23 protein-coding genes and 1 pseudogene are annotated in these 24,080 nt (G+C 67.9%); 11 read left to right on the plus strand and 13 right to left on the minus strand.

The annotated features are described in order from the left end of the window. The first annotated feature begins 43 nt into the window (after nt 1-43). Nucleotides 44-1,219: a methyltransferase gene (locus CFB18_RS14240; RefSeq protein WP_088572463.1), complete on the plus strand. Its 1,176-nt coding sequence runs from the start codon at nt 44-46 to the stop codon at nt 1,217-1,219. A 19-nt stretch (nt 1,220-1,238) separates the two neighbouring features. Here the strand turns inward: CFB18_RS14240 and der are convergent, their stop codons facing one another. Beyond that, entirely contained in the window at nt 1,239-2,627 is a 1,389-nt protein-coding gene (gene der, locus CFB18_RS14245; RefSeq protein ID WP_088572464.1) for a ribosome biogenesis GTPase Der, read from the minus strand. Nucleotides 2,628-2,782: 155 nt separating this feature from the next. Between der and CFB18_RS14250 the strand changes: the two genes are divergently transcribed. The 4 genes from CFB18_RS14250 to CFB18_RS14265 all read left to right on the plus strand — a co-directional run bounded on the left by CFB18_RS14250 (nt 2,783) and on the right by CFB18_RS14265 (nt 6,772). After that, nucleotides 2,783-3,595, plus strand: a complete 813-nt coding sequence (locus CFB18_RS14250; protein ID WP_159461788.1) for a carbon-nitrogen hydrolase family protein — start codon at nt 2,783-2,785, stop codon at nt 3,593-3,595. 143 nt (nt 3,596-3,738) lie between these two features. Continuing rightward, nucleotides 3,739-4,341, plus strand: coding sequence for a CDP-alcohol phosphatidyltransferase family protein (locus tag CFB18_RS14255; RefSeq protein ID WP_088572466.1), 603 nt, complete (start codon nt 3,739-3,741; stop codon nt 4,339-4,341). Continuing rightward, entirely contained in the window at nt 4,338-5,312 is a 975-nt protein-coding gene (locus CFB18_RS14260; RefSeq protein WP_088572467.1) for an ABC transporter ATP-binding protein, read from the plus strand. Before CFB18_RS14255 ends, CFB18_RS14260 begins: the two co-directional genes overlap by 4 nt. Continuing rightward, the gene (locus CFB18_RS14265) at nt 5,300-6,772 is read left to right on the plus strand and encodes a stage II sporulation protein M (RefSeq protein WP_088572468.1); all 1,473 of its coding nucleotides are present in this window, start codon (nt 5,300-5,302) and stop codon (nt 6,770-6,772) included. Before CFB18_RS14260 ends, CFB18_RS14265 begins: the two co-directional genes overlap by 13 nt. 6 nt (nt 6,773-6,778) lie before the next feature. Here CFB18_RS14265 and CFB18_RS14270 read toward each other — a convergent pair whose 3' ends face one another. The 4 genes from CFB18_RS14270 to CFB18_RS14285 form a co-directional block, all read right to left on the minus strand. Further along, nucleotides 6,779-7,834 (minus strand): DUF8738 domain-containing protein, encoded by a 1,056-nt coding sequence (locus CFB18_RS14270; RefSeq protein WP_088572469.1) that lies wholly within the window; start codon nt 7,832-7,834, stop codon nt 6,779-6,781. A gap of 173 nt (nt 7,835-8,007) precedes the next feature. Further along, on the minus strand, nt 8,008-8,853 hold the full coding sequence (locus CFB18_RS14275; RefSeq protein ID WP_159461789.1) for an energy-coupling factor transporter transmembrane component T family protein: 846 nt from the start codon (nt 8,851-8,853) through the stop codon (nt 8,008-8,010). Between the two features lie 34 nt (nt 8,854-8,887). Further along, nucleotides 8,888-9,790, minus strand: a complete 903-nt coding sequence (locus CFB18_RS14280) for an ECF transporter S component (RefSeq protein WP_088572471.1) — start codon at nt 9,788-9,790, stop codon at nt 8,888-8,890. A 62-nt stretch (nt 9,791-9,852) separates the two neighbouring features. Then, a complete protein-coding gene (locus tag CFB18_RS14285; RefSeq protein WP_088572472.1) occupies nt 9,853-11,502 on the minus strand; it encodes an ABC transporter ATP-binding protein in 1,650 nt (549 codons plus the stop codon). Nucleotides 11,503-11,730: 228 nt separating this feature from the next. On the opposite strand from CFB18_RS14285, the gene CFB18_RS14290 reads away from it, so the two are divergent. Further along, on the plus strand, nt 11,731-12,915 hold the full coding sequence (locus CFB18_RS14290; protein WP_088572473.1) for a pyridoxal phosphate-dependent aminotransferase: 1,185 nt from the start codon (nt 11,731-11,733) through the stop codon (nt 12,913-12,915). Between the two features lie 42 nt (nt 12,916-12,957). Here the strand turns inward: CFB18_RS14290 and CFB18_RS16365 are convergent, their stop codons facing one another. The 3 genes from CFB18_RS16365 to CFB18_RS14305 all read right to left on the minus strand — a co-directional run bounded on the left by CFB18_RS16365 (nt 12,958) and on the right by CFB18_RS14305 (nt 15,352). Then, entirely contained in the window at nt 12,958-14,559 is a 1,602-nt protein-coding gene (locus tag CFB18_RS16365; RefSeq protein WP_088572474.1) for a CapA family protein, read from the minus strand. Between the two features lie 125 nt (nt 14,560-14,684). Further along, entirely contained in the window at nt 14,685-15,122 is a 438-nt protein-coding gene (locus tag CFB18_RS14300; protein ID WP_088572475.1) for a M67 family metallopeptidase, read from the minus strand. Then, the gene (locus CFB18_RS14305) at nt 15,083-15,352 is read right to left on the minus strand and encodes a sulfurtransferase TusA family protein (protein WP_088572476.1); all 270 of its coding nucleotides are present in this window, start codon (nt 15,350-15,352) and stop codon (nt 15,083-15,085) included. The genes CFB18_RS14300 and CFB18_RS14305 overlap by 40 nt, the downstream gene beginning before the upstream one ends. 263 nt (nt 15,353-15,615) lie before the next feature. Here CFB18_RS14305 and CFB18_RS14310 point away from each other — a divergent pair, with 263 nt between their 5' ends. Both CFB18_RS14310 and CFB18_RS14315 read left to right on the plus strand, forming a co-directional pair. Continuing rightward, nucleotides 15,616-16,290: a haloacid dehalogenase type II gene (locus CFB18_RS14310; RefSeq protein ID WP_159461790.1), complete on the plus strand. Its 675-nt coding sequence runs from the start codon at nt 15,616-15,618 to the stop codon at nt 16,288-16,290. 39 nt (nt 16,291-16,329) lie between these two features. Beyond that, a complete protein-coding gene (locus tag CFB18_RS14315; RefSeq protein ID WP_088572478.1) occupies nt 16,330-17,262 on the plus strand; it encodes an NAD-dependent epimerase/dehydratase family protein in 933 nt (310 codons plus the stop codon). 54 nt (nt 17,263-17,316) lie between these two features. Here the strand turns inward: CFB18_RS14315 and CFB18_RS14320 are convergent, their stop codons facing one another. Together CFB18_RS14320 and CFB18_RS14325 are read right to left on the minus strand one after the other, a co-directional pair. Next, nucleotides 17,317-18,303 (minus strand): ABC transporter ATP-binding protein, encoded by a 987-nt coding sequence (locus CFB18_RS14320; protein WP_143597632.1) that lies wholly within the window; start codon nt 18,301-18,303, stop codon nt 17,317-17,319. Next, nucleotides 18,300-19,286: an ABC transporter ATP-binding protein gene (locus CFB18_RS14325; RefSeq protein ID WP_088572480.1), complete on the minus strand. Its 987-nt coding sequence runs from the start codon at nt 19,284-19,286 to the stop codon at nt 18,300-18,302. Before CFB18_RS14325 ends, CFB18_RS14320 begins: the two co-directional genes overlap by 4 nt. Before the next feature lie 450 nt (nt 19,287-19,736). On the opposite strand from CFB18_RS14325, the gene CFB18_RS14330 reads away from it, so the two are divergent. Beyond that, a complete protein-coding gene (locus CFB18_RS14330; protein WP_088572481.1) occupies nt 19,737-20,240 on the plus strand; it encodes a cupredoxin domain-containing protein in 504 nt (167 codons plus the stop codon). Between the two features lie 13 nt (nt 20,241-20,253). Here CFB18_RS14330 and CFB18_RS14335 read toward each other — a convergent pair whose 3' ends face one another. From CFB18_RS14335 to CFB18_RS14345, 3 genes are read right to left on the minus strand one after another with little or no spacing between them, the layout of a single operon-like run. Then, complete coding sequence (locus CFB18_RS14335) at nt 20,254-20,898, minus strand: DNA-3-methyladenine glycosylase (RefSeq protein ID WP_200808238.1); 645 nt, start codon at nt 20,896-20,898, stop codon at nt 20,254-20,256. Beyond that, complete coding sequence (locus CFB18_RS14340; RefSeq protein WP_088572482.1) at nt 20,895-21,752, minus strand: beta/alpha barrel domain-containing protein; 858 nt, start codon at nt 21,750-21,752, stop codon at nt 20,895-20,897. The genes CFB18_RS14335 and CFB18_RS14340 overlap by 4 nt, the downstream gene beginning before the upstream one ends. Further along, nucleotides 21,749-22,648, minus strand: a complete 900-nt coding sequence (locus CFB18_RS14345) for an MBL fold metallo-hydrolase (protein WP_159461791.1) — start codon at nt 22,646-22,648, stop codon at nt 21,749-21,751. The genes CFB18_RS14340 and CFB18_RS14345 overlap by 4 nt, the downstream gene beginning before the upstream one ends. A 147-nt stretch (nt 22,649-22,795) precedes the next feature. On the opposite strand from CFB18_RS14345, the gene CFB18_RS14350 reads away from it, so the two are divergent. Both CFB18_RS14350 and CFB18_RS14355 read left to right on the plus strand, forming a co-directional pair. After that, on the plus strand, nt 22,796-23,635 hold the full coding sequence (locus tag CFB18_RS14350) for an SDR family NAD(P)-dependent oxidoreductase (RefSeq protein WP_088572484.1): 840 nt from the start codon (nt 22,796-22,798) through the stop codon (nt 23,633-23,635). A gap of 73 nt (nt 23,636-23,708) precedes the next feature. After that, nucleotides 23,709-24,080: pseudogene (locus CFB18_RS14355) on the plus strand (hypothetical protein); the annotation flags it as partial.

The following is a 24,080-nucleotide window of genomic DNA, read 5'->3' on the forward strand; positions in this document are numbered from 1 at the left end:
TGGAGCCGCATGTTGCGAATCTCTCCCTTATCCGGACGCTCGTATGGGCGTGACCGATTACTACGTCTGGCGAGAGTTTGAGGATCGCATCGGGAACGAGTGGATCCGATGGGCAGGCAAGCCCGGCCTGGAGATCTGGAGCCATGTGGACCCGGGGGTTGCGCTCATCGCCCAGGTGATGGAAGTCGGGCCCCAGGATCACGTGCTGGATCTCAACTGCGGGGTGGGCTGGCTGGGGGTGCTGGCTGCCCGGCGCACCGCCGGCCGCATCGTCCTGGCCAGCGACCACGGCCTGGCGGTGGAGGCTGCCCGGCGCACCATGGCCATGAACGGCCTGGAGGGCCGCGCCCTCCTGATCCACGGCGATGGAATCCCCGGGCTCCAGCCCGGGACCTTCGATGTGGTCTTCCTTAACATCCCGAAGGGAAAGGAGGTGGCCCAGCGCCTAGTGCGCATCGCCGCCTGGGCCCTGAAGCCCGGCGGGCGCCTCTATCTGGCCGGGCCGAAGCGGGGTGGGATTGAGGGGATCATCGCCTACGCCGCGGATCTGTTCGGCAAGGCCCCCGTGTGGGCCTACGGCGGAGGCTACCGGGTGGCTGTGGCCACCCGCCCACCCGACCTCCGCTTGGAGCCCCCTGGGGAAGATTTCGTCGAGCGGGAGGCTACTGTCCGGGGCCGGACCTGGCGTTTCATTACCCGGCCCGGGCTGTTCTCATGGTCTGCTTTGGATGAAGGGACACAGCACCTCATCGAGCAGATGGAGATCCGCCCCCAGGACCATGTGTTGGATCTGGGATGCGGGTATGGCATCGTGGGGGTGATCGCCGGCCATGAGGCCCGGGAGGGGCGAGTGGTGATGGTAGACATCAGCGCCGCGGCCCTGGAGGCCAGCCGGCGCACCCTCTCCCTCTACGAACTGCCCCACGTCGAGGTGCGCCTGAGCGATGTCATCGATGGCGTGCGGGGGGAGCGCTTCGATGTGGTGGTGACCAACCCGCCGATCCATCAAGGCTTCGGGGTGGAACGGGAGGTGGCCATGCAGTTCGTCCATGATGCGCCCGCGGTGCTGCGCCCGGGCGGGCGGCTGTATCTGGTGGGCGCCGTGGTGCTCCCCTACCGCGCCCTCATCGAGCGGGCCTTCGGGAACGTGGAGATCCTCTTCGACGACCGGCACTACCGGGTTTACCGGGCCATCCACCGGCCTCGCCGGTTGCGATGAGCCGCCGGGCGGACAGCGGCTATGAAGATTCCCGCTCGTGCCCTCGGAAGACCAGCCGCAGAGGGGTTCCGGTGAACGGGTAACGCGCCCGGATTCGGTTCTCCAAGTAGCGCTCATAGGAGAAGTGGACCAGGTCCGCGTCGTTGACGAAGAACACGATGGTCGGAGGATCGGTCCGGGCCTGGGTCACGTAATAGATCTTGAGAGGCTTCCCTTTCCGCGTCGGAGGGGGCTGAGCCTCCAGCGCCTCGCGGACGAGCCGGTTCAGCTCGGAGGTGCTCAGGCGCACATGGCGCTCCCGGTAGACCTGCAGGGCCAGGGGGAGCAGGGCCGGGACGCCGTAGCCGGTCTTCGCCGACACGAAATGCACCGGCGCGTAATCCAGGAACTTCAGGGTCCCCCGGATATGCTGGATGAACTCCTCCGGCTTCACCCGGGGCCGTCCCCGCTCGTCCAACATGAGATCCCACTTGTTGACCACCAGGATCACACTGCGGGCCTCATCCACCACCATCCCGCCGATCACCGCGTCCTGATGGGTGACGCCCTCCTGCGCGTCCAGCACCAGGAGGACCACGTCGCTGCGCTGGATGGCCCGCAGGGCCCGCAGGACGCTGTAGCGCTCGATCCCCGGCCGGATTTGGCCCCGCCGGCGGATCCCGGCCGTGTCAATGAGGATGATCTTCTTCCCCTCCCATTCGATGGGTGTGTCGATGGCATCCCGTGTGGTTCCGGGGATCGGGCTGACGATGACCCGCTCCTCCCCCAGGATGGCGTTGAGCAGGGAGGACTTCCCGACGTTGGGGCGCCCGACGATGGCGATGCGGATGCCCTCTTCCTCCTCCGCTTCGGCCAGGCCCGGCAGAGCGGCCACGATGGCGTCCAGCAGCTCGCCGATGCCAGTGCCATGGAGGGCGGAGATGGGGTAGACCTCCCCCAATCCCAGCCGGTAGAACTCCACCGCCGCCTCCCGCAGCTCGGGGTTATCCGCCTTGTTCGCGGCCACCAGCACCGGCTTCTGCGTCCGCCGCAGGACCTCCGCCACGGCCTCATCGGCGGCGGTGAGGCCGGCCTGGACGTCCACCACCATGACCAAGACGTCGGCCTCGGCGATGGCGATCTCAGCCTGGGCGCGGATCTGGGGGATAAAGGCGGCGGAGTCTTCCGCCAGAGGCTGGGCCGGCCGGAGGCCGGCCTCCACCTTAGGAGGCAACACCTCCAGTCCACCCGTGTCCACCAGGGTGAAGGCGAAGCCGTTCCAGATCACCTCCCCATGGAGGCGATCCCGCGTCGTCCCCGGGCGTTCGTCCACCAGGGCCAGCCGCTGGCCGATCAGCCGGTTGAAGAGGGAGGACTTCCCCACGTTGGGCCGCCCCACCAGGGCGACCATCGGCTTGCGCGTCGCCATATTTCGGAACCCGCTGGAAACTCGTGCTGGGCACCCCGTTGTTGGGCAGAGGATCAAACGGGCTGGGGATCCACCCCGTGAGGCCCCCAGCCCTTAACATTATAATTATGGAGATCCAAGGGGACCGGAGCCCCTCATCCCGTCGGGAGGAATCCATGCGCGAAATCACTGTGGCAGCTGTGCAAATGGACGCGCGTCTGAACGAAATGGAAGACAACCTGTCCCGCATGGCGGAATGGATCGCCCGGGTCGCCAGCGAGCAGCGGGTCGATCTGATCGTCTTCCCCGAGCTGGTGACCACGGGCTACGAATGCGGCGCCCGCTTCACCGAATGGGCCCAGCGGATCCCCGGTCCCTCCACCCACCGCATCGCCCAGCGGGCAAGAGAGTTCGGGGTCCACGTGGTGTTCGGGATGGCCGTCCGGGAACGGGTGGAGACCATCCTCTACAACTCCGCGGTGGTGATCGGGCCGGATGGGGAGACCCTGGGGGTTTACCATAAGGTGCACCTGAAGGGGGAGGAGCGGCTGCTCTTCCGGGGCGGCTACCGGTTCCCCGTCTTCGAGACCGGGTTCGGATGGCTGGGGGTGTTGCTGGGGTGGGACCTCCTGTTCCCGGAGGCCGCCCGGGTGCTGGCCCTCAGCGGGGCGGAGCTCCTGGCGGTCCCGGCGGCCTGGGAGCAGCCCCTGCGGGAGGAATGGCGAATCGTGACCCGGGCGAGGGCGCTGGAGAACACGTTCTTCCTGGTGGCGGCCAACCGCGTCGGCAAGGAGGTGACTTACGAGTTCGTCGGCGACTCCATGATCCTCGGGCCGCGGGGTCAGGTCTTCGCCTCCCTGGATGAGCCGACGGAGGGCTACGTGGTGGCCCGCATCGACCTGGAGGAGGTCCGCCGCCAGCGGGAGGAGCTTCAGGTCCTCCAGGCTCGCCAGCCCAACAGCTATCGGCTCCTGGCCAAGCCCTACTGAGCCGGGGCCCAGCTGCACGATCGCAAACAAAGCCCTGATTGTAGGAGCGGCTTTCACCGCGACCTTTTCGCAGGATCGAAGACGGAGATTCGGGGCTAAAGCCCCTCCTACAAAGATCGATCTCTTGCGAATGAGGGTAGAGAATGGCTGCGGAGCGATGGCGGGCGTGGGCGGAGCCGATCCTGGCCCGGCTGGCCCGCGGGCTGGATTCGCTGGGGATCCATCCGAACGCGGTGACGATTCTGGGGTTTCTGCTGAGCCTGGGCGCCGGGCTGCTGGTCGGCCTGGGGCTCCGATGGGGTGCCGCGGCGCTCTGGGCCCTCAGCGGGCTCTGTGACGCCCTGGATGGGTCGCTGGCCCGCCTCTCCGGCAAGGCCTCCCCGGCGGGGGCTTTCCTGGATTCCACGCTGGATCGTTACAGCGATGGGGCGATTCTGCTCGGCATCGGGGCGGCCTGGCAACGGGCCGGCACCCCGTGGGGCAGCTGGATTGCCGGGTTCGCGCTCCTGGGCGCCCTGATGGTCAGCTACGCCCGCGCCCGCGGGGAGGGGCTGGGCCTCTCCCTCCGGGAGGGCTTCTTCACCCGGCTGGAGCGCTTCTTCCTGATCCTCCTGGCCCTCCTCACCGGCTGGTATGGACCGTTGCTGCTGCTTTTCGCCCTCCTGGCCCACCTGGCCGCCTTGCAGCGGGCCGCACGGGCGCTGCGGATGCTTCACGCTCACTCCCCTTCTGAGCGTTCACCGTGATCCAGGCGGAAGGGCTTCGCAAGACCTTTGGGAACATCACCGCCGTGGAGGAGGTCTCCCTGGAGGTGCGCCCGGGGGAGATCGTAGCCCTCCTGGGCCCCAACGGCGCCGGCAAAACCACCACCGTCCGGATGCTGGCCGCGTTGCTGCGGCCGACGGCCGGCCGGGCCCTGGTCGCCGGCTACGACGTCCTGCGCCAGCCCGAGGAGGTCCACCGGCGGGTCGGGCTGCTGACCGAGTTGCCCGGCCTCTACCTGCGGATGACCGGCTACGAGTATCTCGCTTTCTTCGCGGATCTCTACGAGGTCCCCCGTCCGCTCCTGAAGCAACGGCTGGAGGCCTGGCTGGACCGCCTGGAGCTCCGCGGCGCCCTCCACCAGCGCATCGCCACGTATTCCAAAGGGATGCGCCAGAAGCTGGCGCTGTTGCGCGCGTTCCTCCCCTTGCCGCCCGTTTTCCTGCTGGACGAGCCCACCTCGGCGATGGATCCGCAGAGCGCCCAGGTGGCCCGGGAGATGATCCGCAGCTTGGCGCAAGAGGGTCACGCCGTTCTGCTGTGCACCCATAATCTCTACGAGGCCGAGGCCCTCGCTCACCGCATCGCCATCCTCTGCCGCGGCCGGATCCTCGTGGAGGGCACCCCCCAGGCGCTGCGGGACCGCTTCCTGGGGCCGCCGGTCTACGAGCTGCGTCTCGCCGCGCCGGCGGGGCAGGCCCTGGAGCTCCTCCCGGAGGGCCTCGCCGTTGTGGAATGGGGAGACCATTGGGTTCGCTATCGGACCTCGGATCCGGAGCGGGAGAACCCGCGGGTGTTGCAGGCGTTGCTGGCCCATGGGCTGCCGGTGGTCTCCCTGTCGGAGGTCCCTCGCCCCCTGGAGGACCTTTACCTCCGCATCCTGAACGGGGCCGCTCCGCCCGCTTCACCGGATCCAGTGGCCCAATTCGAGGGAGAACACGCATGCCGCTCGTGAACGAGGGGATGGGGCTCCGGGATCTGGGAAAGCGAGGTCAACGCTGGCTGCGGGGAGCGTGGGTGATCTTCCGGCGGGATCTGCTGGACATCCTGCGGGACTGGCGGCTGGTCTCGCCCCTGGCCCTGCTCCTGTTCATCTTTCCGGTGCTGGCCCTGCTCTCCGCGGAAGCCGCGACCCGCTACATGGCCCAGTTCGGCGCCCAGCTGGTGGCGGAACGCCTGCTGCCGTTCTTGGCCCTGGCGACCGGCTTCCTGCCCCTGACGGTCTGTCTCATCATCCCTCTGGAGACCTTCGTGGGGGAGAAGGAACGGCGGACCCTGGAGCCGCTGCTGGCGGCCCCCGTGAGCGACCTGCAGCTCTATGTCGGCAAGGGGCTGGCCGCCCTCATCGTCCCCACCGCCACCTCGTTGCTTGGGGTCACCCTGTATCTGCTCATCCTCATCGCGCGGCGTGCCCTTCCTCCGGAGCCAGCGCTCGTCCTCTCCCTTTACGGCATCCTGAGCCTGCACGCGGTGGTGATGGTGGCGGGGGCCATTGTGATCTCCACTCAATCCCATAGCGTCCGCGGGGCCAACCTTCTGGCCAGCTTCATCATCCTCCCCCTTTCCATGCTGCTGGTCTTCGAGTCCTCCCTCCTCTTCTGGGGCAGCTACCGGATGCTAGTGATCATCCTGTGCATCCTGCTCGCCTACGCCGTCCTGCTGGTCCGGATGGGCATCGCCCTGTTCAACCGGGAGCAGCTGCTCAGCGCGGAGTTCGACACGCTGGATCTGCGGGGGATGGCGCGGGGGTTCTGGCGGGCGCTACGGACGGGGGATCCCGACGGGTTGCCGCGAAGCGGATGGGATGGGCTCTGGGGGCCGATCCGCCGCTCCGGAGGGGCGCTGGCGACCCTGGCCCTCCTGGGGCTGATGGGGTTCGCCCTCGGGTGGTCCTTGACGCCCGGGATAGGCTCCCTCCCCGCGGAGGCGATCCTGGAACGGCTGGGGCCCGGCGGGCAGAACCTCTCGCGCTCGCTGGCCCTCCCGCTGACGGCGTGGGGGATCTTCATCCACAACCTGCGGGCGGTGCTGGTGAACACCCTCCTGGGGGCCCTCAGCCTGGGCCTGTGGGTGGCCTTCTATCCGGTGGGGTTGATGGGGTTCATCGGGATGCTGCTCCGTATGCTCTTCACCATCGATCCCTCGCTGGGGATGGCGGGGATCCTGGCTGTGCTCCCCCACGGGCTCGTCGAGCTGCCTGCCGTCGGCCTGGCGTTCGCGGGCGCGTTACGCCTGAGCCTGACGCTGCTCACCCCGCCGCATCCCCGGAGCCTGCGGGATCGCCTGCTGCTGGCTCTGGCGGATTGGATCAAGCTCCTCGGGCTGGCGATCCCGCCGCTCCTGCTGGCGGCCTGGATCGAAGCCCATGTGACCCCTCATCTGGTTCTCGGATGGCTCGCTGCTCGGCTCCCCTGAGCCGGCTCACGGGCGACAGGCCCGTTCCCCTGTCCGGTCGGTGTGGACGCGGAAGGTCTCCCCGCGGGCTTCCAGGAAGACCACGTAGCCCGGCGTGATGATCTGCGCATACACCTTCCCCGGCTCCGGGCATCCCAGAGCGGCGTCCGGCCAGTCCACCGGCTCCCATGCGATGACCCGGATCGCTTCGGGGGAGAGATCCAGCTGCATGGCCAGGAACCGGATCGCTGCCCTCACCGCATCCGGATGCGCTGTAGGGGTTGGGGGAGGATAAGGCGCGCGCTCCATCGCTTCCCTTAACCATTCCCGAAGCGGGGCCAGCGCCGGATCCGCTGCCCCCGGAAGCGTCCCCTCGTGGAAGATCACCTTCCTGATCTGCTCCCCTTCCTGAACCGTGACCGCGTAAGCGAAGCCATCCGGGACCGGCGTGCCCACCTCTTGATCCAGGAACGGGCGGAGGCCTTCCACCGTCCGGGCGACCGCATCCGGGGTCGTCTTCCAGCGAACATGAAGGCGGTTTTTCCGATCCAGGAAATAGAGCGTGCCGTCCGCCATCGCCATCAGCTCGTGGTCCATCCCGGCGATGCCACCGGTTCGGCGGACCCGCAGGAGGACGCGGGCGGGCAACCCGTTCCACACTTCCCCTTTCGTCACCAGGATGTAGGGTTGACCGCGGGGGCTCCGCCGGACCTGCCCGTGCAACCGGAGCAGCGTTTCGGTGGCCTCCCGGTCGAATGGGCGGAGGGGGATGTCCTTCATTGCCTCCTCCCCGGCGGGCGCGATGTAGATGCAGCCGGTCGGGTCGGCGACGGCGACGTCGCTGCGGGTGAGGGGCGGCCCCACCCCGGCTTCCCCCAGCAGATCCCACCCCCGGTAATAGGCGAGGATCGTCACCTCCCGGCCCTGGTAGCCCGAGGGATCCGCGAGGATCTCGCCGATCGGGGTGATGGACTCCCAGAAGGCCGGTGTGGGGATGATGGTGCCGTTCGAGGGAGGCACCAGCGGCCTCGGGGCGCAGGAAGCGAAGACACAGAGCAGACCCGCCAGGATCGCTTTCCTCATCACTTGCTCCCTCCCAGAAGCAGAGAGCCTATACTCCAGAAGACCCTTTTCCTGAAAGAAAGACGTTCAGGCATTCCCCGGGGTTCCGGCAGGCCTTCTCCACTTCGTTGGAGATCTCCGGCAGCCTTCCAGGCCCTGCGGGCCAGCGGGTGTCGCGGGAGGGATCTGCGGGGTCACGGCGTCCAGAACCGGCCGAAGCCCAGGGCGGCGGCGGCCATGGACCCGAAGAACAGGGCGGCGCTGAGGCCCAAGAGGAGGAAATCGTGGCGCTGGAACCGCAGCTCCGTCAGCCAAGTGCGGCGTCCCACGCCGAAGGCCCGCAGGTCCATCGCGTCGATGATGTCCTCGGCGGCCATCAGGGCGTGCAGGGTGACCGGTACCACCAAGGGCGCGAGGCGCCGGATTTGGGCGATGGGGCCGCCGCGCACGTTCTCCAGCTCATATCCCCGGGCCCGCTGGGCATCCATAGTTTGCATGGCGTCCCGTCCCAGGGTGGGGATGAAGCGGAAGGCCAGGTCCATGGCGTAAGCGATCTTGTCCGGCAGACCCAGGCCCCGGAAGACCACGCCATACTGGGAGGGATCCAGGGTATAGGGGATCAGGATGGCAGCGGTGATCACCGTCCCCATCCGGCACATCTGGCTGAGGGCGAAGAAGAGGCGCTCCACCGTGATAGGGATGGCCGGGGTCCACCCGAACAGAGAGATCGGCAGGACCAAGCGGGCCAGCAGCCGCTCCGTCTGATAGACCTCAAAGCCTCCGCGGCCGGTCAGGAACGTGATGAACACGAACACGAAGGCCACGAAGCCGGTGAACAGCCAGGCCCGACGGGTTTCCCGCCAGGTCAGCCGGTTCAGCCGGAAGTAGAGGAGGGCCAGGCCCCACAGGCCCGCCAGCACCCGCACGTCCCAGAAGAAGAGGGTGGAGAGCATCAACGAAAGGGCGGCGAGCAGACGAGCCCGCGGGTCGAAGGCCTCCAGGAAGCTGCCCCGCCGTCGATAGGGCCATGTCACCAGCACCGGGCCCTCCTCTTCCAGACGCGGAGACCCTGGCTCATGCCACCCCGGCGCCCCGGCCCAGTTGCTGCTGCAGGGCGTTGTAGGCGCCCACCAGCAACGGGGTGAGGATGGCCGCGTGGAGGATGTTCGGTCCCGCCGCCGGCACGAACTCCCCAAGCAGGGCCACCGCGGGCGGATAGCCGTTGATCCAGATGTCGGCGATGGCCGCGAAGCCGATGCCCACGATGTTGGCCACCGCCCCCCAGACGATCACTGAGGCCAGGGCGATGTTCCCTCCCAAAGCGAACCGCAGGGCCACCACCAGGGCCGCACCGATGAGCGGCACCCAGCGCATCAGCGGGCTGAGGGGTCCGCCGAAGAAGGGGCTCTCAATCTCGGTGGTCATCGCCCACAAGCTCAGCGCCACCCCCACCGCGGCCACTACACCGGTGAGGATGTTCAGGGCCCGCTCGCGCCCCAGGATCACCGGCAGCCCGGCCACCAGGCCGACCAGGCCGTTCCCGATATCCCACGCCGGGAACACCCCCCAGCCGGTAAGGAAGTCCCCCAGGATGTTGCCCACGGCCCCGGTGAAGAAGCCGACAGCGGGTCCGAAGACGTAGCCGAAGAAGACCGGGAAGACGATGGCCGGGCGCAGCGCCACCTGACTCACCGAGGGGACCACGAAGACGGTGCCATTGAAAAGATAAGAGAAGACGCCGTAGAGGGCAGCGCCGATGGCCATATACACGACCTCACGGGTGCCGATCTGCCAGGCCGGATGATCCGCGGTGGCGAAGTAGATGATGTAGACGATCACGGCCCCGATGGCCACCCAGAGCAGCCAGCCGAAGCCCTGCAGCCGAACTCCCTCCGGCCCGGTCATCAGGCTGGCCAGCCCCATCAACAGGACGACCACGATCAATAAGATCAGCCAGGTCAGAGCCTTGCGCGCCATGGCCGCCTCCTGAGATAAGGATGCTCCACCCTCTTAAAGAAAGAGGGCTGGCTTCTCTTCAATTATAAAGAATCACTCCCAACACCCTGGAGCCAGGCGCACAGGCGCTCGGCCCGCATGAAGCGGCCGGTTCGGGGAAGATACTGGCGGTTCGCCTCCAGCAGAGAGGTCGGGACCAGCCGCCCCCGGCGCATCACCTCCGGATCGCTCAGCACGGCCTCCGGGGGGCCGTCGGCGATCAGCTGACCATCCGCCATCACCCAGATGCGGTTGGCGAAGGAGAGGGCCAGATCCAGATCATGGGTGATGAACACCAGGGCGTCCGCTGCCTGGGCCGTCCCGAAGACCAGCTCGGCGATGGCGTTCATCAAGCGCATGCAGGTCTGATAGTCCTGGCCTGCCGTGGGCTCGTCCATCACCAGGATCCGGCTCCGCATGCTGAGGACCGAAGCGATGGTCACCCGCTTCTGCTGACCGAAACTCAGGGCCCATGGGGAGGAGCGGGCCTGGTCCAGCAACCCCACCTGCTCCAGGGCCCAGCGGACGTCGGCTTCGACCTGATGGGGAGGGCGGCCCAGGTTCCGGGGCCCGAAAGCCACCTCCTCCCACACCGTGGGGGCGAAGAGCATATGGCTGGGGCTCTGGAACACATAGCCGATGGTGCGGGCGATGCTGGCCACCGTCTGCGCCCGTGTCTCCTTTCCTCCGACCCAGACCCGGCCCCTTCGGGGCTTGAGCAGCCCCATGGCCAGCTTCAGCAATGTCGTCTTGCCTGCGCCGTTGGGGCCGAGGATGGCCAGGCTGTCCCCTTTCCGGATCTCCGCCTGGATCCCCCGCAGCACATCGGGACCATCTCCGTAGCCGAAGGACACGTCCTCGAAGACAACCAGCGGAGGCGCGGTGGGAGAGGCCGGAGGGATCTCCACCCCCGGCGTCGGGCGCCGCGTCAGCGCCGACCAGCGCTGAAGCCAGACCCGGAACGGAACCTTCACCGCGGTCGGATCCACGCGTTCGAAGAAGGACTCCGGATCCCCATCGAAGACCAAGCGTCCGTCCTCCAAATACAGCACCCGCCTGGGGCCCGCCTGGAGGGCGTCCTCCACCCGATGCTCCACCAGCAGGATGGTGTGACCCTCCCGATGAAGCTGGCGGAAGACCGCCAGGGCCTCCTGGGCGCTCTGGGGATCCAGGGAAGCGAGGGGCTCGTCCAGCAACAGGATCCGTGGGGCCATGGCCAGCACCCCCGCCAGGGCCACCCGCTGCTTCTCCCCCCCGGAGAGCTGGAACGTGGGCCGATCGCGCAGATGGGCGATCCCCAGGGCGTGCAGGACCTCCTCCACCCGCTCCAGGATCTTCGCCCGTGGCCAGCCCAGGTTCTCCAGCCCGAAGGCCACATCGTGCAGCACGTCGGCGGCCACAATCTGACGCTCCGGATCCTGAAGCAGGGTTCCCACCTGCTGGGAGAGCCGGGCCATGGGCCATGCGCGGGGATCGTGGCCCCCGATGCGGATGGTGCCTCGCAGCTCCCCTTTGTAGCTGCGGGGGATCAGCCCGTTCAACGCCCGCAGGAGGGTGCTCTTCCCGCAGCCGCTCGGGCCGGCCATCAAGGCCATCTCCCCCTCCTCTAGGGCGAACGAGAGGTCGCGGATGGCCGGCTGCGGCCGCGCCGCATAACGGAACGTGAGCTCGCGAACCTCCAGGATCGGACCCATCCCTCATCCTCGCTGGCGCTTCCTGAGAGCGGTCGATCGATGGGCGCTGCCACGCGACGGGTTGCGCATTGCGCAAGATTGTAACACAAGCCGGGCCCTTCCCGGGCCATCTCCCCAAACTCCGGTGTAACATCTGACAACCCTCACTTGTGAGGGGATCGCTCCGCAGGCATAATGCGGAGTGCGGAAGGAAGCAACCCCCACCTGCTTGTGGAACGGGAGGCGTCTATGCGGCTGGCAGAGCGGATGTCCCGCTTGGGCACGGAGACGGCCTTTGAGGTGCTGGCGCGGGCCAAGGCCCTGGAGGCCCAGGGGCGGGAGATCATCCATCTGGAGATCGGGGAGCCAGACTTCGACACCCCGGCCCACATCAAGGCCGCTGCCGTCCGCGCCTTGGACGAGGGATGGACCCACTACACCCCCGCCGCCGGGATCCCCGCCCTGCGGGAGGCCATCGCCGACTACATCCGCCGCACCCGGGGAATCCCCGTCGGGCCCGAGCACGTGGTGGTGGTGCCCGGCGGCAAGCCCATCATGTTCTTCGCCATTCTGGCCCTGGTGGAGGAGGGGGACGAGGTCATCTATCCCAACCCTGGCTTCCCCATCTATGAGTCCATGATCCGCTTCGTGGGCGCTCGCCCCGTCCCCCTGCGCCTGCGCATGGAGAACGAGTTCCGGGTGGATGTGGAGGAGCTGGCCCGCCTGATCACCCCCCGCACCCGCATGCTCATCCTCAACTCCCCCGCCAACCCTACCGGCGGGGTGCTGACCCGAGAGGACCTGGAAGCCATCGCCGAGCTGTGCCTGAAACACGATTTGGTGGTGCTCTCCGATGAGATCTACAGCCGCATCCTCTATGAAGGGGAACACATCAGCATCGCCAGCTTCCCCGGGATGCTGGAGCGCACCATCATCCTGGACGGCTTCAGCAAGACCTACGCCATGACCGGCTGGCGCTTGGGCTACGGGGTGATGCCCGAACCCCTGGCCGAGGCCGTCACCCGACTGATGATCAACTCCAATTCCTGCACCGCCGCCTTCACCCAGATCGCCGGCATCGCCGCCCTCACCGGCCCCCAGGACGACGTCGATCGCATGGTGGCCGCCTTCCGGGAGCGCCGTGAGGTGATGGTGGAGGGGCTCAACCGCCTCCCCGGCTTCCGCTGCCTGAAACCTAAAGGCGCCTTCTACGCTTTCCCCAACATCGAAGGGACCGGGATGTCCTCCCGGGAGCTGGCCAGCTATCTCCTGGAGGAAGCGGGGGTGGCCGTGCTCTCCGGCACGGCCTTCGGGGAATACGGCGAGGGCTTCCTGCGTCTCTCCTTCGCCAACTCCATCGAGAACATCCAGAAGGCCCTGGAGCGCATCGAAAAAGCCCTCCAGCGCCTCCCCATCCGCGCGGCGGCCTCATAAAGCACCGGGGGCACAGGTTGAGACCTGTGCCCCCAAGCGTTCTCACTCCGGCATCAGCGCGAACAACCACTCCAGCAGCGCCCGACGCTCCTCCGGGGTCATCGGGCGCGGACGGGCGAGATCCTCCAGGAAGGCCGTCCGCAACAGCACCCCCAGATATCGCCCCTCGTAGAACACATGCCAGTCGATGAAGGTCTGCCGGACCCCGATGGGATCCACCTGGTCGAAGAACAGGTTCCCCAGCCCGTAGTGGATGAACCACCCCGGCCCCACCTCAAAGGTCTGCGCGTGGTGGCCCTGGCTGCCGCTGACGATCACCGCCCCCAGATCCCGCCAGAACCGGAAGTCCTGGACCTGCTGAGGGGTCGGGGCGTAGTCGTAGAACTCCCAGTATTGCAGGGTAACGATGGGGAGCCACCCCTCCGCCCGCAGGCGACGGACGGCCTCATGGAGTTCCGGCACGCACGGGGCCGCCCCCGGCTCCGTCGGGGTGGCCCAGTCGTAAGCCGGGCCCACCGGGTTGCAGCCCACGAAGGCCAAGCGGTTCCCGTTGTGCTCGATCTGCAGCGGCCGCAGGGCCTCCTCCAGGTTCTCCCCACCCCCGTAATAGCGCATCCCCAGACGCCGGTAGAGGGCCAGCGTCTTCCGCAACGGCTCCTTCCCGTAGTCCGCCAGGTGGTTCCCGGTGAGCTCCACGATGTCCGTGCCGATGTAGGTCAACAGCTCCACGTAACGGGGATCGCTGCAGAACACCACCCCGCTCCGGGGCCGCGGGGGTGGACACCCTTCCCAGAATGAGACCTCGTTGCTGATGTGGGTGAGATCCGCCCCCTGTAGCCACGGGGCGATATCCCGAGCCGGGAACAGGACCCCGTAACGCTCCATCTGGACCGCCGTGCCCCGCACCAGGGCGGTGACCCCTGTCATCGCCAGGATCGTCATCCGATCCTCATCCCGGTTTGTGAGCTTCCCCACCGCCCGCTGGAGTTCCCCTGTCGGGAACCCTGGGGAGGCCGACTCCACACCGAACCCCACGGCCAGTGGATACCGTCGGGGATCCAGGCCGCGCTCCATGGGGGAGAGGCCATCCACCGCGATCACCTTCAGCCGGGGCTCCAGGCGGTGGAAGGGGACCAGGGCCCAGGCCGGGCGCGTCGCCCACAGGCGATCCACCAGCTCCGCCTCCGGGACCGGGATCACGACCTGGGGATCCGGGGGCCCCCACCACGCCGCAAACAATCGCATGGTCTCCGGGGCGACGAAGAGAGGCCCGGGGAGGCTGGCCTGACCCTGCCAGCGCGCCCGCAACGCGGCGAAGGAAACCCCGTCGGTCACGGTGGGGAACGGCGCGGCCAGCGCGTAGATCCACATCCCCAGACGTCCGGGGTCGTCTGGAGAGACGGGACCGATCTCCACCCCGGAATCGCCGACCCCCCAGCGGGGATCCCGAGCGAGGCGCTGCGTGATCTCCGACCGCACCTCCTCCGGAAGGGCCGGATGCAGGCGGATCGGCCAGCGGGCCGGCGTCGGGATCGGCGAGGGGAGCGGGGAAGGCGCCGCGGTGGGGGTAGGATCCGGCGGCGCAGCGGATTCCCCCCAAGCCCCGCACCCGGCCAGGAAGACCAGCAGCAGGATCCGCCCCAAGCCCTTCTTAAGAGAAAGGATCCCGGAGGACGTGTCATCGCGATGCGAGGAAGATGGGGACCGGACAACCCCGCCCGCGCCGACCCGGCCCCGACGGGTTGGGATCCGCGTTCGCTTCCGGTCGCTCACGGCGAGACATCCTCCACCAGCCGGATGGGAACCTCCCGCACCTGGCCGTTCACGATCCGGAAGGCCCGCAGACGCCATTCCCCCTGGACCGGGGCGGCGATCAGGTAGACGGACTCCGGGTAATAGGCCTCGGCCACGTCGGTCGGAGAAGGGACCGGGGGGCCGTGGGGATGGGAATGATAGATCCCCACCAGCTCCCAGCCTCGGGACTCCAGCTCCTGCACCACTCGGATGAGATCCTCGGGGTGGACGCGGTAGCGGACCGGGCTGGCCAGCTCGTTGCGGACCGGATACACCTGCAGCACCCGGCGGCCTACGCCTCCGAGCAGCCCGCAGGCCTCCAGGGGCCACTCCGCCTGGACGTGGGTGAGGATGCGGGCCGCATGCGTTGGGCTCAGAAATAGGGGTTCCGCTTCCGGATCCAGATGGCCCATGCACCCTCCCCAATCGGCTCCACCCGGAGCACCTCGTCCCCCTGCACGGCCACGCTGCGGGGGACGTTGTGGGTGGCCGGCTCGTAATCCACCAGCACCCGGAGCACCTGGCCCACCTCCAGCTCCTCCAGGGCCAGGCGCGTCTTCACGTAGGTATATGGGCATACCTCCCCCCGGATGTCCAGCTCCCGGGTCGGGCGGAGCGCCTGGATTTCCCGTTCCTCCTGCATTCGATGCCCCTCCAGAGATCCGAATCCCGCTCAGCCGAGGAGCCCACCTCCGGCCCTTCGCAACCGGACTCCCTCATGTTATCCTGAACAAGGGCGATTCGGGGAATCTCTCCCTTAGGATCCGGGAAGCCCGCCCCGGGCCGTTTCCGGATCACCGGCTGAGACGGTAAAACCAGTGAAGGCCGCAGGCCGGACCCACAGGGACGGAGCGATGTGGTCCCCCTGTTAAGATGGGGATCCTTCCTGAGGAGGTGCGCTGCCCGATGCGCGACTATCGCTATCTCACGCTCGATTGTTACGGAACTTTGATCGACTGGCGGACGGGACTTGCCGAGCATCTCGGCGGGCTCCTGCGCCGGCATGGGGTGGACCCGGCGCCGGAGGAGCTGCTTCGGGTGTATGTGGAGGAGGAGCACCGCCTGGAGTCAGGCCCTTACCATCGATATCGGGAGATCCTGATGGAGAGCGCCCGGGCGACTGCCGCCCGCTTCGGGGTTTCCCTGTCCGAGGATGAGGCGAGGCGCTTCGCCGAGAGCCTCCCGAGCTGGCCGCCCTTCCCCGACACCGTGGACGGCCTAAAGGCGCTCCGGGTGCTGGGCTTCCGCCGCATCATCCTCTCCAACGTGGACCGGGATCTACTGGCGGAGACGGTGCGGCGTCACGGCCTGGAGATCGACGGCGCTATCACCGCGGAGGACACCCGCACCTACAAGCCCAACCCCCAGCATTGGCTGGCCTTCTGCGCCCGCTACGGCGCCCGCCGGGAGGAGATCCTGCACATCGCTCAGAGCCTCCTCCACGATATCCGGCCGGCTCTCCGGCTGAAGATCGACTGCGTCTGGCTGAACCGCTATCGGGAGCCGGTCCCCGAGGACGTGCGGCCCACCGAGATGTTCTATGACATGGACGCCCTGGTGGGCTGGTTGCTGACGCGATGAGTCAGCCCAATCCCCTCGCACGTGGATCCGGGAGGTCGCATGCGCGTCTTCATCACCGGAGGAGCCGGGTTCCTCGGCTCCGCCCTGGCCAACCGCCTGGTTCGCGAAGGCCACACCGTGCTGGTCCTGGACGATCTCAGCGCCGGGGATCCCCAGCGCCTGGATCCGCGGGTGGTGTTCCACCGGGGGGACGTCCGGGACGTCCCCCGGCTCTGGACCCTGCTGCAGGGGGTGGACTTGGTGTATCATCTGGCCGCGCGGGTCTCGGTCCCGGAGTCCATCCTGTATCCCCGCATCTATCAGGACGTGAACGTGGGCGGGACGGTGGCCCTGCTGGAGGCGATGCGGGATGCGGGAGTAAGGCGGCTGGTGCTGGCCTCCTCCGGGGCCGTGTATGGGGATCAGCCGGTGCAGCCGGTCCACGAGGATCTCCTGCCCCGTCCGCGCTCGACCTACGCGGTGACCAAGCTGGCGGCGGAGCACTTCGTCCTGACCCTGGGGCGCCTGTGGGGGTTTGAGGTCGTCGTGCTGCGGATCTTCAACGCTTACGGGCCAGGCCAGCCTCTGCCCGTCGCCCATGCCCCCGTCACCACCCGCTTCCTCCAGCAGGCCATCGAGGGGGGCACCCTGGTGATCTTCGGGGACGGCCGGCAGACGCGGGATTTCGTGTATGTGGAGGATGTGGTGGAGGCCCTGGTCGCCGCCGGTCGGCGCCCGGATCTCAACGGGGAGATCCTCAACATCGGCAGCGGACGCGAGACCTCTATCAACGAGCTGGCGGAGATGGTGATGCGGGCGGTGGGCCGACGCGTCCCGGTGGTCCACAGCCCGGCCCAGGACGGGGGAGTGGCCCGGCTGTGCGCCGACCTCCGCAAAGCCGAACAGCGGCTGGGATATCGCCCGAAAGTCTCCTTAGAAGAGGGCCTGCGGCGGATGCTCCGGGAGGACCCCCGCTTCCGAATCTCCGGATGAGGTGGGTGAGCGGGGCGGGCCGCGCGGCCCGCCCCGGGGGTTCCCTCTCGTTCCCTATTCCGCGAGGTGACAGGCCACCCAGTGGCCAGGGCGGACCTCCCGCCACTCCGGCTCCACGCGCTTGCAGATCTCCTGAGCGATAGGACACCGGGGATGGAATCGGCACCCGCTGGGAGGGTTGACCGGGCTCGGCACCTCCCCCCGCAGGATGATCCGCTGCCGGCGGGCCTCCACCGCGGGGTCCGGCACCGGGACGGCGGAGAGCAGGGCCTGGGTGTAGGGGTGCAACGGGTTCTCATACAGCTCGATGCGGTCCGCCAGCTCCACGATCTTGCCCAGATACATCACCGCCACCCGGTCGCTGATGTGCCGGACCATGGCCAGGTCGTGGGCGATGAAGAGATACGTGAGATGGAAGCGCTCCTGGAGCTCCTGCAGCAGGTTGACGATCTGAGCCTGGATGGAGACGTCGAGGGCGGAGATGGGCTCGTCACACACGATGAAGTCCGGCTGGAGGGCCAGGGCGCGGGCGATGCCGATGCGCTGGCGCTGGCCGCCGGAGAACTCGTGGGGGTAGCGGTCGGCGAAGACCGGGTTAAGCCCGACCAGACGCAACAGCTCTTCCACCCGCTCCCGGGCCTCCTTGCCCCGGGCGATCCCGTGGATCTCCAGGGGTTCGGCGATGATCTGGCCCACGGTCATGCGCGGGTTCAGAGAGGCATAGGGGTCCTGGAAGATGATCTGCATGCGACGCCGCATGCGCCGCAGCTCGCCTCCCTTCAGCTGCGTCAGATCCACCCCATCGAAGATCACCCGCCCGCGCGTCGGCCGGTGCAGCTGCAGGATGGTCCGGCCGACGGTGGACTTCCCGCAACCGGATTCCCCGACCAGCCCCAGGGTCTCCCCCCGCCGGATCTCGAACGACACGCCATCCACCGCGTGGACGTAGCCGATAGTGCGGGTGAAGATGATCCCCCGGGTGATGGGGAACCATTTCACCAGGTTCTCCACTCGGAGCAACACCTGTCCGTTCCGGTTCACCGCGGCCTCCCGGTTGTGACGTCGACCCAGCAGGCGATCCGATGATGCGGGGCGACCTCTTCCAGCTGGGGGTTCTCCTCCCAGCAGCGATCGATGGCGTAGGGGCAGCGCGGCGCGAAGGGGCAGCCCCGCGGCAGCTCCAACAGGTCCGGGGGCATCCCATCGATGGACACCAGCCGCCGGCGCTCCCGCCGGTCCAGGCGGGGGAGGGAGCCCAGCAGGCCCAGGGTGTAAGGATGGCGCGGGTTGTGATACAGCTCGAGGACCGGCGCCTCCTCCACGATGTAGCCGGCATACATCACCGCCACCCGGTGGGCCAGCCCGGCCACCACCCCCAGATCGTGGGTGATCCAGATGATGGCCATCCCCAGCTCGTCCCGCAAGCGCTTCACCAGATCGATGATCTGGGCCTGGATGGTCACATCGAGGGCGGTGGTGGGCTCGTCGGCGATGAGGATCTGGGGATGACAGGCCAGGGCCATGGCGATCATCACCCGTTGCCGCATCCCGCCGGAGAACTGGTGGGGATAGTCGTTCAGGCGTTCCTCCGCGTTGGGGATCCCCACCATCCGCAGGAGCTCGATGGCCCGCCCGCGGGCCTCCCGGGGGGACATGTTGAGGTGGGTCTCCAGCACCTCGGTGATCTGGCGCCCGATGGTGAGGACGGGGTTGAGGGAGGTCATGGGATCCTGGAAGACCATAGCGATCTTGGAGCCGCGGATGCGACGGATATCCGCCTCATCCAGCTTCAACAGGTCCACCCCCTGAAAGAGAACCTGCCCCCGGGTGATACGGCCGGGGGGCTGGGGGATCAAGCGCAGGATCGAGAGCATCGTCACGCTCTTGCCGCTGCCCGACTCCCCAACGATCCCCAGCGTCTCCCCCTCGTTCAGCTGGAAGGAGACCCCGTTCACCGCGTGCACGACGCCATCTCGCGTGAAGAAACGCACCTCCAGGTTCCGGACATCGAGAAGGGGCGGCATCGGTTCCACGCCTCATCGCAAAGGATCCAGGCTTCCCAGCATATCCGGAGCCTCTTCCCAAGCGACGCGCTTTGTTCCCCTGCCTCCGCGCCCGCCAAGGCTCCGAACCCGGGTTGCAAAGGAATGATAGGAAAGCTTGAGGGACTCGTCAAGATCCTTCATCCCCATGGATCGGGACGTTCGCCCGAGAAGAGGCTCCGAGGGAAGATCCCGACCGCCTATCCCCGATCCGGAGCTGCCCATATCATCGATCCGCGGACGTGTCCCAAAATCGTGGAACAACTGCTCGCAGTTGTCCTACGAAGCGGCCAGGCCTGACAAAATAGGACGCAGCCTGATCCAGCTCCCTTTGATTTAGATAAAGTTTGCTTTAGATAAAGCATGTTGTTATAATTTGGCGGGCGGGGTCCCCGAAAGACCCCGCTGGAATCCCCCTCCCAGGAGGTCTCCATGCCCGTCCGATGGTGGAGCGCGGCGATGCTGATCCTCGGCCTGCTCCTCGCCGCATGCGCGCCTGCCGGCCCGGCCGGTCCCCAGCGCCTCACGTTGAAGATGGACGAATATCGCTTCGATCCCGCCACCATCACGGTGAAGGCTGGCCAGGAGGTGCGCCTCACCCTGGTGAACCAGGGGAAGGAGCCTCACGAGCTGATGATCGGCCGGGAGCTGAGGACCGAAAACGGCCGGCCTGTGGGCTTCCATCAGGACTTCTTCGAAGGGATCACCGTGAAAGCCGAGCGGGGCGGGAAAGCCATCGACGTCCGGGAGCTGATGGAAGAAGAGGAAGAACACGAACACGGTTTCATGGTGGTTCTGGAGCCCGGGGATGAGCCGGTGACCCTCATCTTCACCGTCCCGGCGGACAAGGCCGGGGAGTGGCAGATGGGCTGCTTCGAGAACGACGGCGCCCACTGGGACCTGGGGATGCAGGGCAAGTGGATCGTCCAGCCCTGATCTGGGCGGACGATCACCCCGATACGCACGGATGATCCCGGATGTAGAAGCGCCAGGGCCGGGTGCGGGCCAAAACATCCCCCCGCACCCGGATGCGGGGGCCGGTGGCCACCTGTTCCTCCGGGACCGGCTCGCCGGCTTCGAGCCACAGCCGGGCGTCGGGAGCGCACAGGTCATGGCCGTTGAACCGCCGGTCGATGCCCAGCCCGGCGCACACCCGCCCCGGCCCCCGCAGCCAGTCCCGCATCGGGATCCCCCGCCGTCGACGGGCAATCCAGTCCAGCCCCTCCTCCGGCTCCAGGGCCCGGATCAGGATGGCGGCCGGGAACCCCTCCCGCTCGGTGACTACGTTCAGGCAGTAGTGCTGGCCGTAGATGAAATACACGTAGGCATAACCGGGCGGGCCATACATCACCGCGCTCCGGGGGGTCCGGCCGACGGCGGCGTGGGAGGCCTGATCATCCTCCCCGATGTAGGCCTCCACTTCCACAATGCGCCCGGAGATCCGCCGCTTCCCCACCATGCGCACCAGCCGCCGGCCCAGCAGATCCCGCGCTACCTCCAGGGTGGGCCGCGCGAAGAACGATCGGGGTAGGCGCTGCATGGTCTCCGGAGCTGGCGTGGCGCTCCCCCGCATCTCCCACCGGCGATCCTTCATCCTGCTTCCCTCCTCCGGGACGCCTCCGGCAGGAGCCCCAGCCCAGCCAACCAGGCGAGGGGATCCGCGGCCCGCAGGAGCGGCTCCTCCAGGATCACCCCGTGGAACCCCAGGGCCGCGGCCTCCGTGACCTCCTGAGGCGAACGGATCCCCCCGGCGAGCAGGACGAGCGCTGACTCCGGGAGGACAGGGCGCAGCCGGGCCGGCAGCGTCGGGTCCACCGTGAAAGTGCGCCAGTCCCGCCGCTGGACAATGAAGGCCTCCACGCCCGCTGTCTGGGCCCTTTCCACCTCCTCCTCCGTACGGACCTCAGCCAGGACCGACAGGCCGCACTCGGAAGCGGCCTCCAGAAGGGCCTGCAGGCCGGAGGGGCTCAGCATCGTCAGGCTGATCCAGATGGCATCCGCCCCGAAGGCCCGTGCCTCCAGGACCTGGAAGGGATCCAAGAAGAAGTCATGGCGGATCACGGGGAGGTCAAGCCGCCGGCGCAGCAACGCCTGTTTGACCGCTGCCAGATGCTCCAAGCGACCCTGGTAGTAGCGGGCGTCCGTCATCACCGCCAGAGCGGCGACGCCGCCGGCGGCCAGGGCGAGGGCCAGCCCCACGGGGTCATACCCGGGGCGCAGGAGCCCTTCGAAGGGCGCGGCTCGCATCAGGGCGGCCACCGGACGGGGGCTCGCAGGCCGATCCGGGAAGACGGCGCGAAGGGAGATAGGGGCAGGCCACATTCGGGCTTGCAGGCGCAACACCCCTTCGTCCAGCACCCGACGGCGCCGGGCCAGCTCCGCCCGCTTGTCCTCCAGGATCAGCTCGAGGAAGCGGCCCCGCCGTCGGGCCCGTTCCCAGACGCTCATGCGCTCTTCGACGAGGATCGGGCAGTGGTAGTGGTCTTCGCGACGCGCCCTTTGCGGGACGGGGAAGTCTCCCCGCTGAGGCGCTGGTAGAGGGCGAGCAGGTTCCGCTGATGGAGCTGCGGCGCTAGGCCGTTCAGCGCGATGCGGGGGATCCCGCAGCTCTCCACATCGATCTCCCGCAACGCCTCCCGCGGCTTCTTCTGCTGGATGTGTCGTCGGACCTCCCGGACGATGGCGGTCAGGTAGTTGATGTGTCCCTGGATCACGTCCGGCGCCTCCCCCCGCAGGATGGGATCGCCGTGGCCGGGGACGATGGTCTCCACCGGCAGATCCCGGATCCGCTGGAGGGTGGCGATGGTCTGATCCACATCCCCATCCACAATGTAGGGGATGGGCATCATCACATCCCCGGTGAAGAGGATGCGGTCCTCCCGGACGTAGACTGCCAGCCCATCCGGGGAGTGCCCGGGGGCGTGGAACAGGTGGAGGGTTTTGTTGCCCAGCCGCAGCAGGAGATCCCCTTCCTCCACCACGACATCGGGGAGGCGCAGGGTGAGGGCGGCGAAGCTCGGATCCTGGGCCCGGGCCTGCTGGAGCGCCTGTTCCCCATGGGTTTCCAGGCGCTGCCGGCAGAGGGCGTGGGCGATCACCACCGCCTGTGGGAAGAGACAGGCGCCCAACGTGTGGTCCGTGTGGTAATGGGTGAGGATCAGATAAACCGGGCGCCCCTCCGCCAGCGCCTTCACCAGCCGGACGATCTCCTGCGTCTCCTCCGGGAAGGGAAGGGTATCGATCACCGCCACCCCCTCGGAGGCCAGCACCACCCCCGCATTGACCTGGGCGTAGAAGTCGCTGGTGAAGACATAGATGTCATCGGTGATCCGATCACGTTGCATCGCGAAGCCACGTCCCCATCGCAGGATCCCCACGGGGGGCATTTTAAAGGGGAGGCAGGAGGCCGTCAAACCGGTGCGGACCATCCGTTGCCTTCCCGGGATCCGGCTCAAATAATAAAGCGCAGATCTCCAAAGGAGGGGAGGCCTATGGAAATGGAAGGGGGAGAGGGACGGGTGGTGCTGATCACCGGCGCGAGCAGCGGGATCGGAGCGGCCACGGCCCGCCTGCTGGCCCGCCAGGGGATGCGCGTCGTCCTCACCGCCCGGCGCCAGGACCGCCTGGAGGCCCTGGCCCAGGAGATTGAGAGGGAGGGCGGCGCTGCCCTGGCCATCCCGGCGGACCTGGGCGATCCCTCCGCCCGCGAGGCCCTGGTGGATCAGGTGGAAGCCCGCTGGGGGCCGGTGGAGGTGCTGATCAACAACGCTGGCTTCGGCTACTACGCTACGGTGGAGGACACCCCGTGGGAGGTCGTCCGTCGGATGTTCGAGGTGAACATCCTGGCCATGATCCACCTCACCCAGCGGGTGGTGCCCGGCATGCGGCGGCTCGGGCGCGGGCACATCGTCAACATCGCCTCCGTGGCGGGCTACATCTCGACGCCGCCGCTGACCGTCTACTCCGCCACCAAGTTCGCTGTGGTGGGTTTCAGCGAGGGCCTGCGGCGGGAGCTGGAGCCCCATGGCATCCACGTCACCGTCATCAGCCCCGGCCCGGTCCGCACGGAGTTCGGACGGGCGGCCAGCGGGCTGGAGGTGGATCCGGGGGAGGTGCCGGGGGGGCTGGCCCCGGAGGCCATCGCCCGGGCCATCGCCCGCGCCCTGCGTCGACCGGTTCCGGAGATCGTTATCCCTGCGCGCTACATCCCGGCCATCTGGATCAACCGGGTGCTGCCCCGGCTGGTGGACTGGGGGACGGCGCGCCAGGGCCGCGCCTGGCTCCGTCACCTGGAGGAAGCCCGCCGCTCAGGGAGTCGTTCCGCCGCTTAGCGCAGAAACCGTTGAGAGACCTTGCTTGCTCATCTTCTTTCCCGCTAAAATTTCCCAGTAGAGGAGGCTGCCGATGACGTGGACGGTGGAGGATCTGCGGGATCTGGCCGAGCTGTTGCGGGCGCATCCGGAGTGGCGGGAGCCCTTGTGGGCCCTGCTGGCCTCGGAGGAGGTGCGCCGGATGCCCGCCGAGCTGGCGGCCCTGCGGGCGGAGGTGGACCGCCGCTTCGCGGAGCTCGCCGAGGCCATCCGCAACCTGAGCGAGACCTTCGCCATCCATCGCGTCGAAACCGATCGCCGCTTCGCCGAACTCGCCGAAGCCCAGCGCCGACACTACGAAGAGTTCGCCGCCCACCGCCAGGAGTTCCTGGCTTATCGAGAGGAAACCGACCGCCGCTTCGCCGAACTCAGCGCCGAGGTCCGCGCCCTGGCCCAAGCCCAGCGC

The sequence above is a fragment of the Thermoflexus hugenholtzii JAD2 genome, from assembly GCF_900187885.1.
Lineage (GTDB): Bacteria > Chloroflexota > Anaerolineae > Thermoflexales > Thermoflexaceae > Thermoflexus > Thermoflexus hugenholtzii.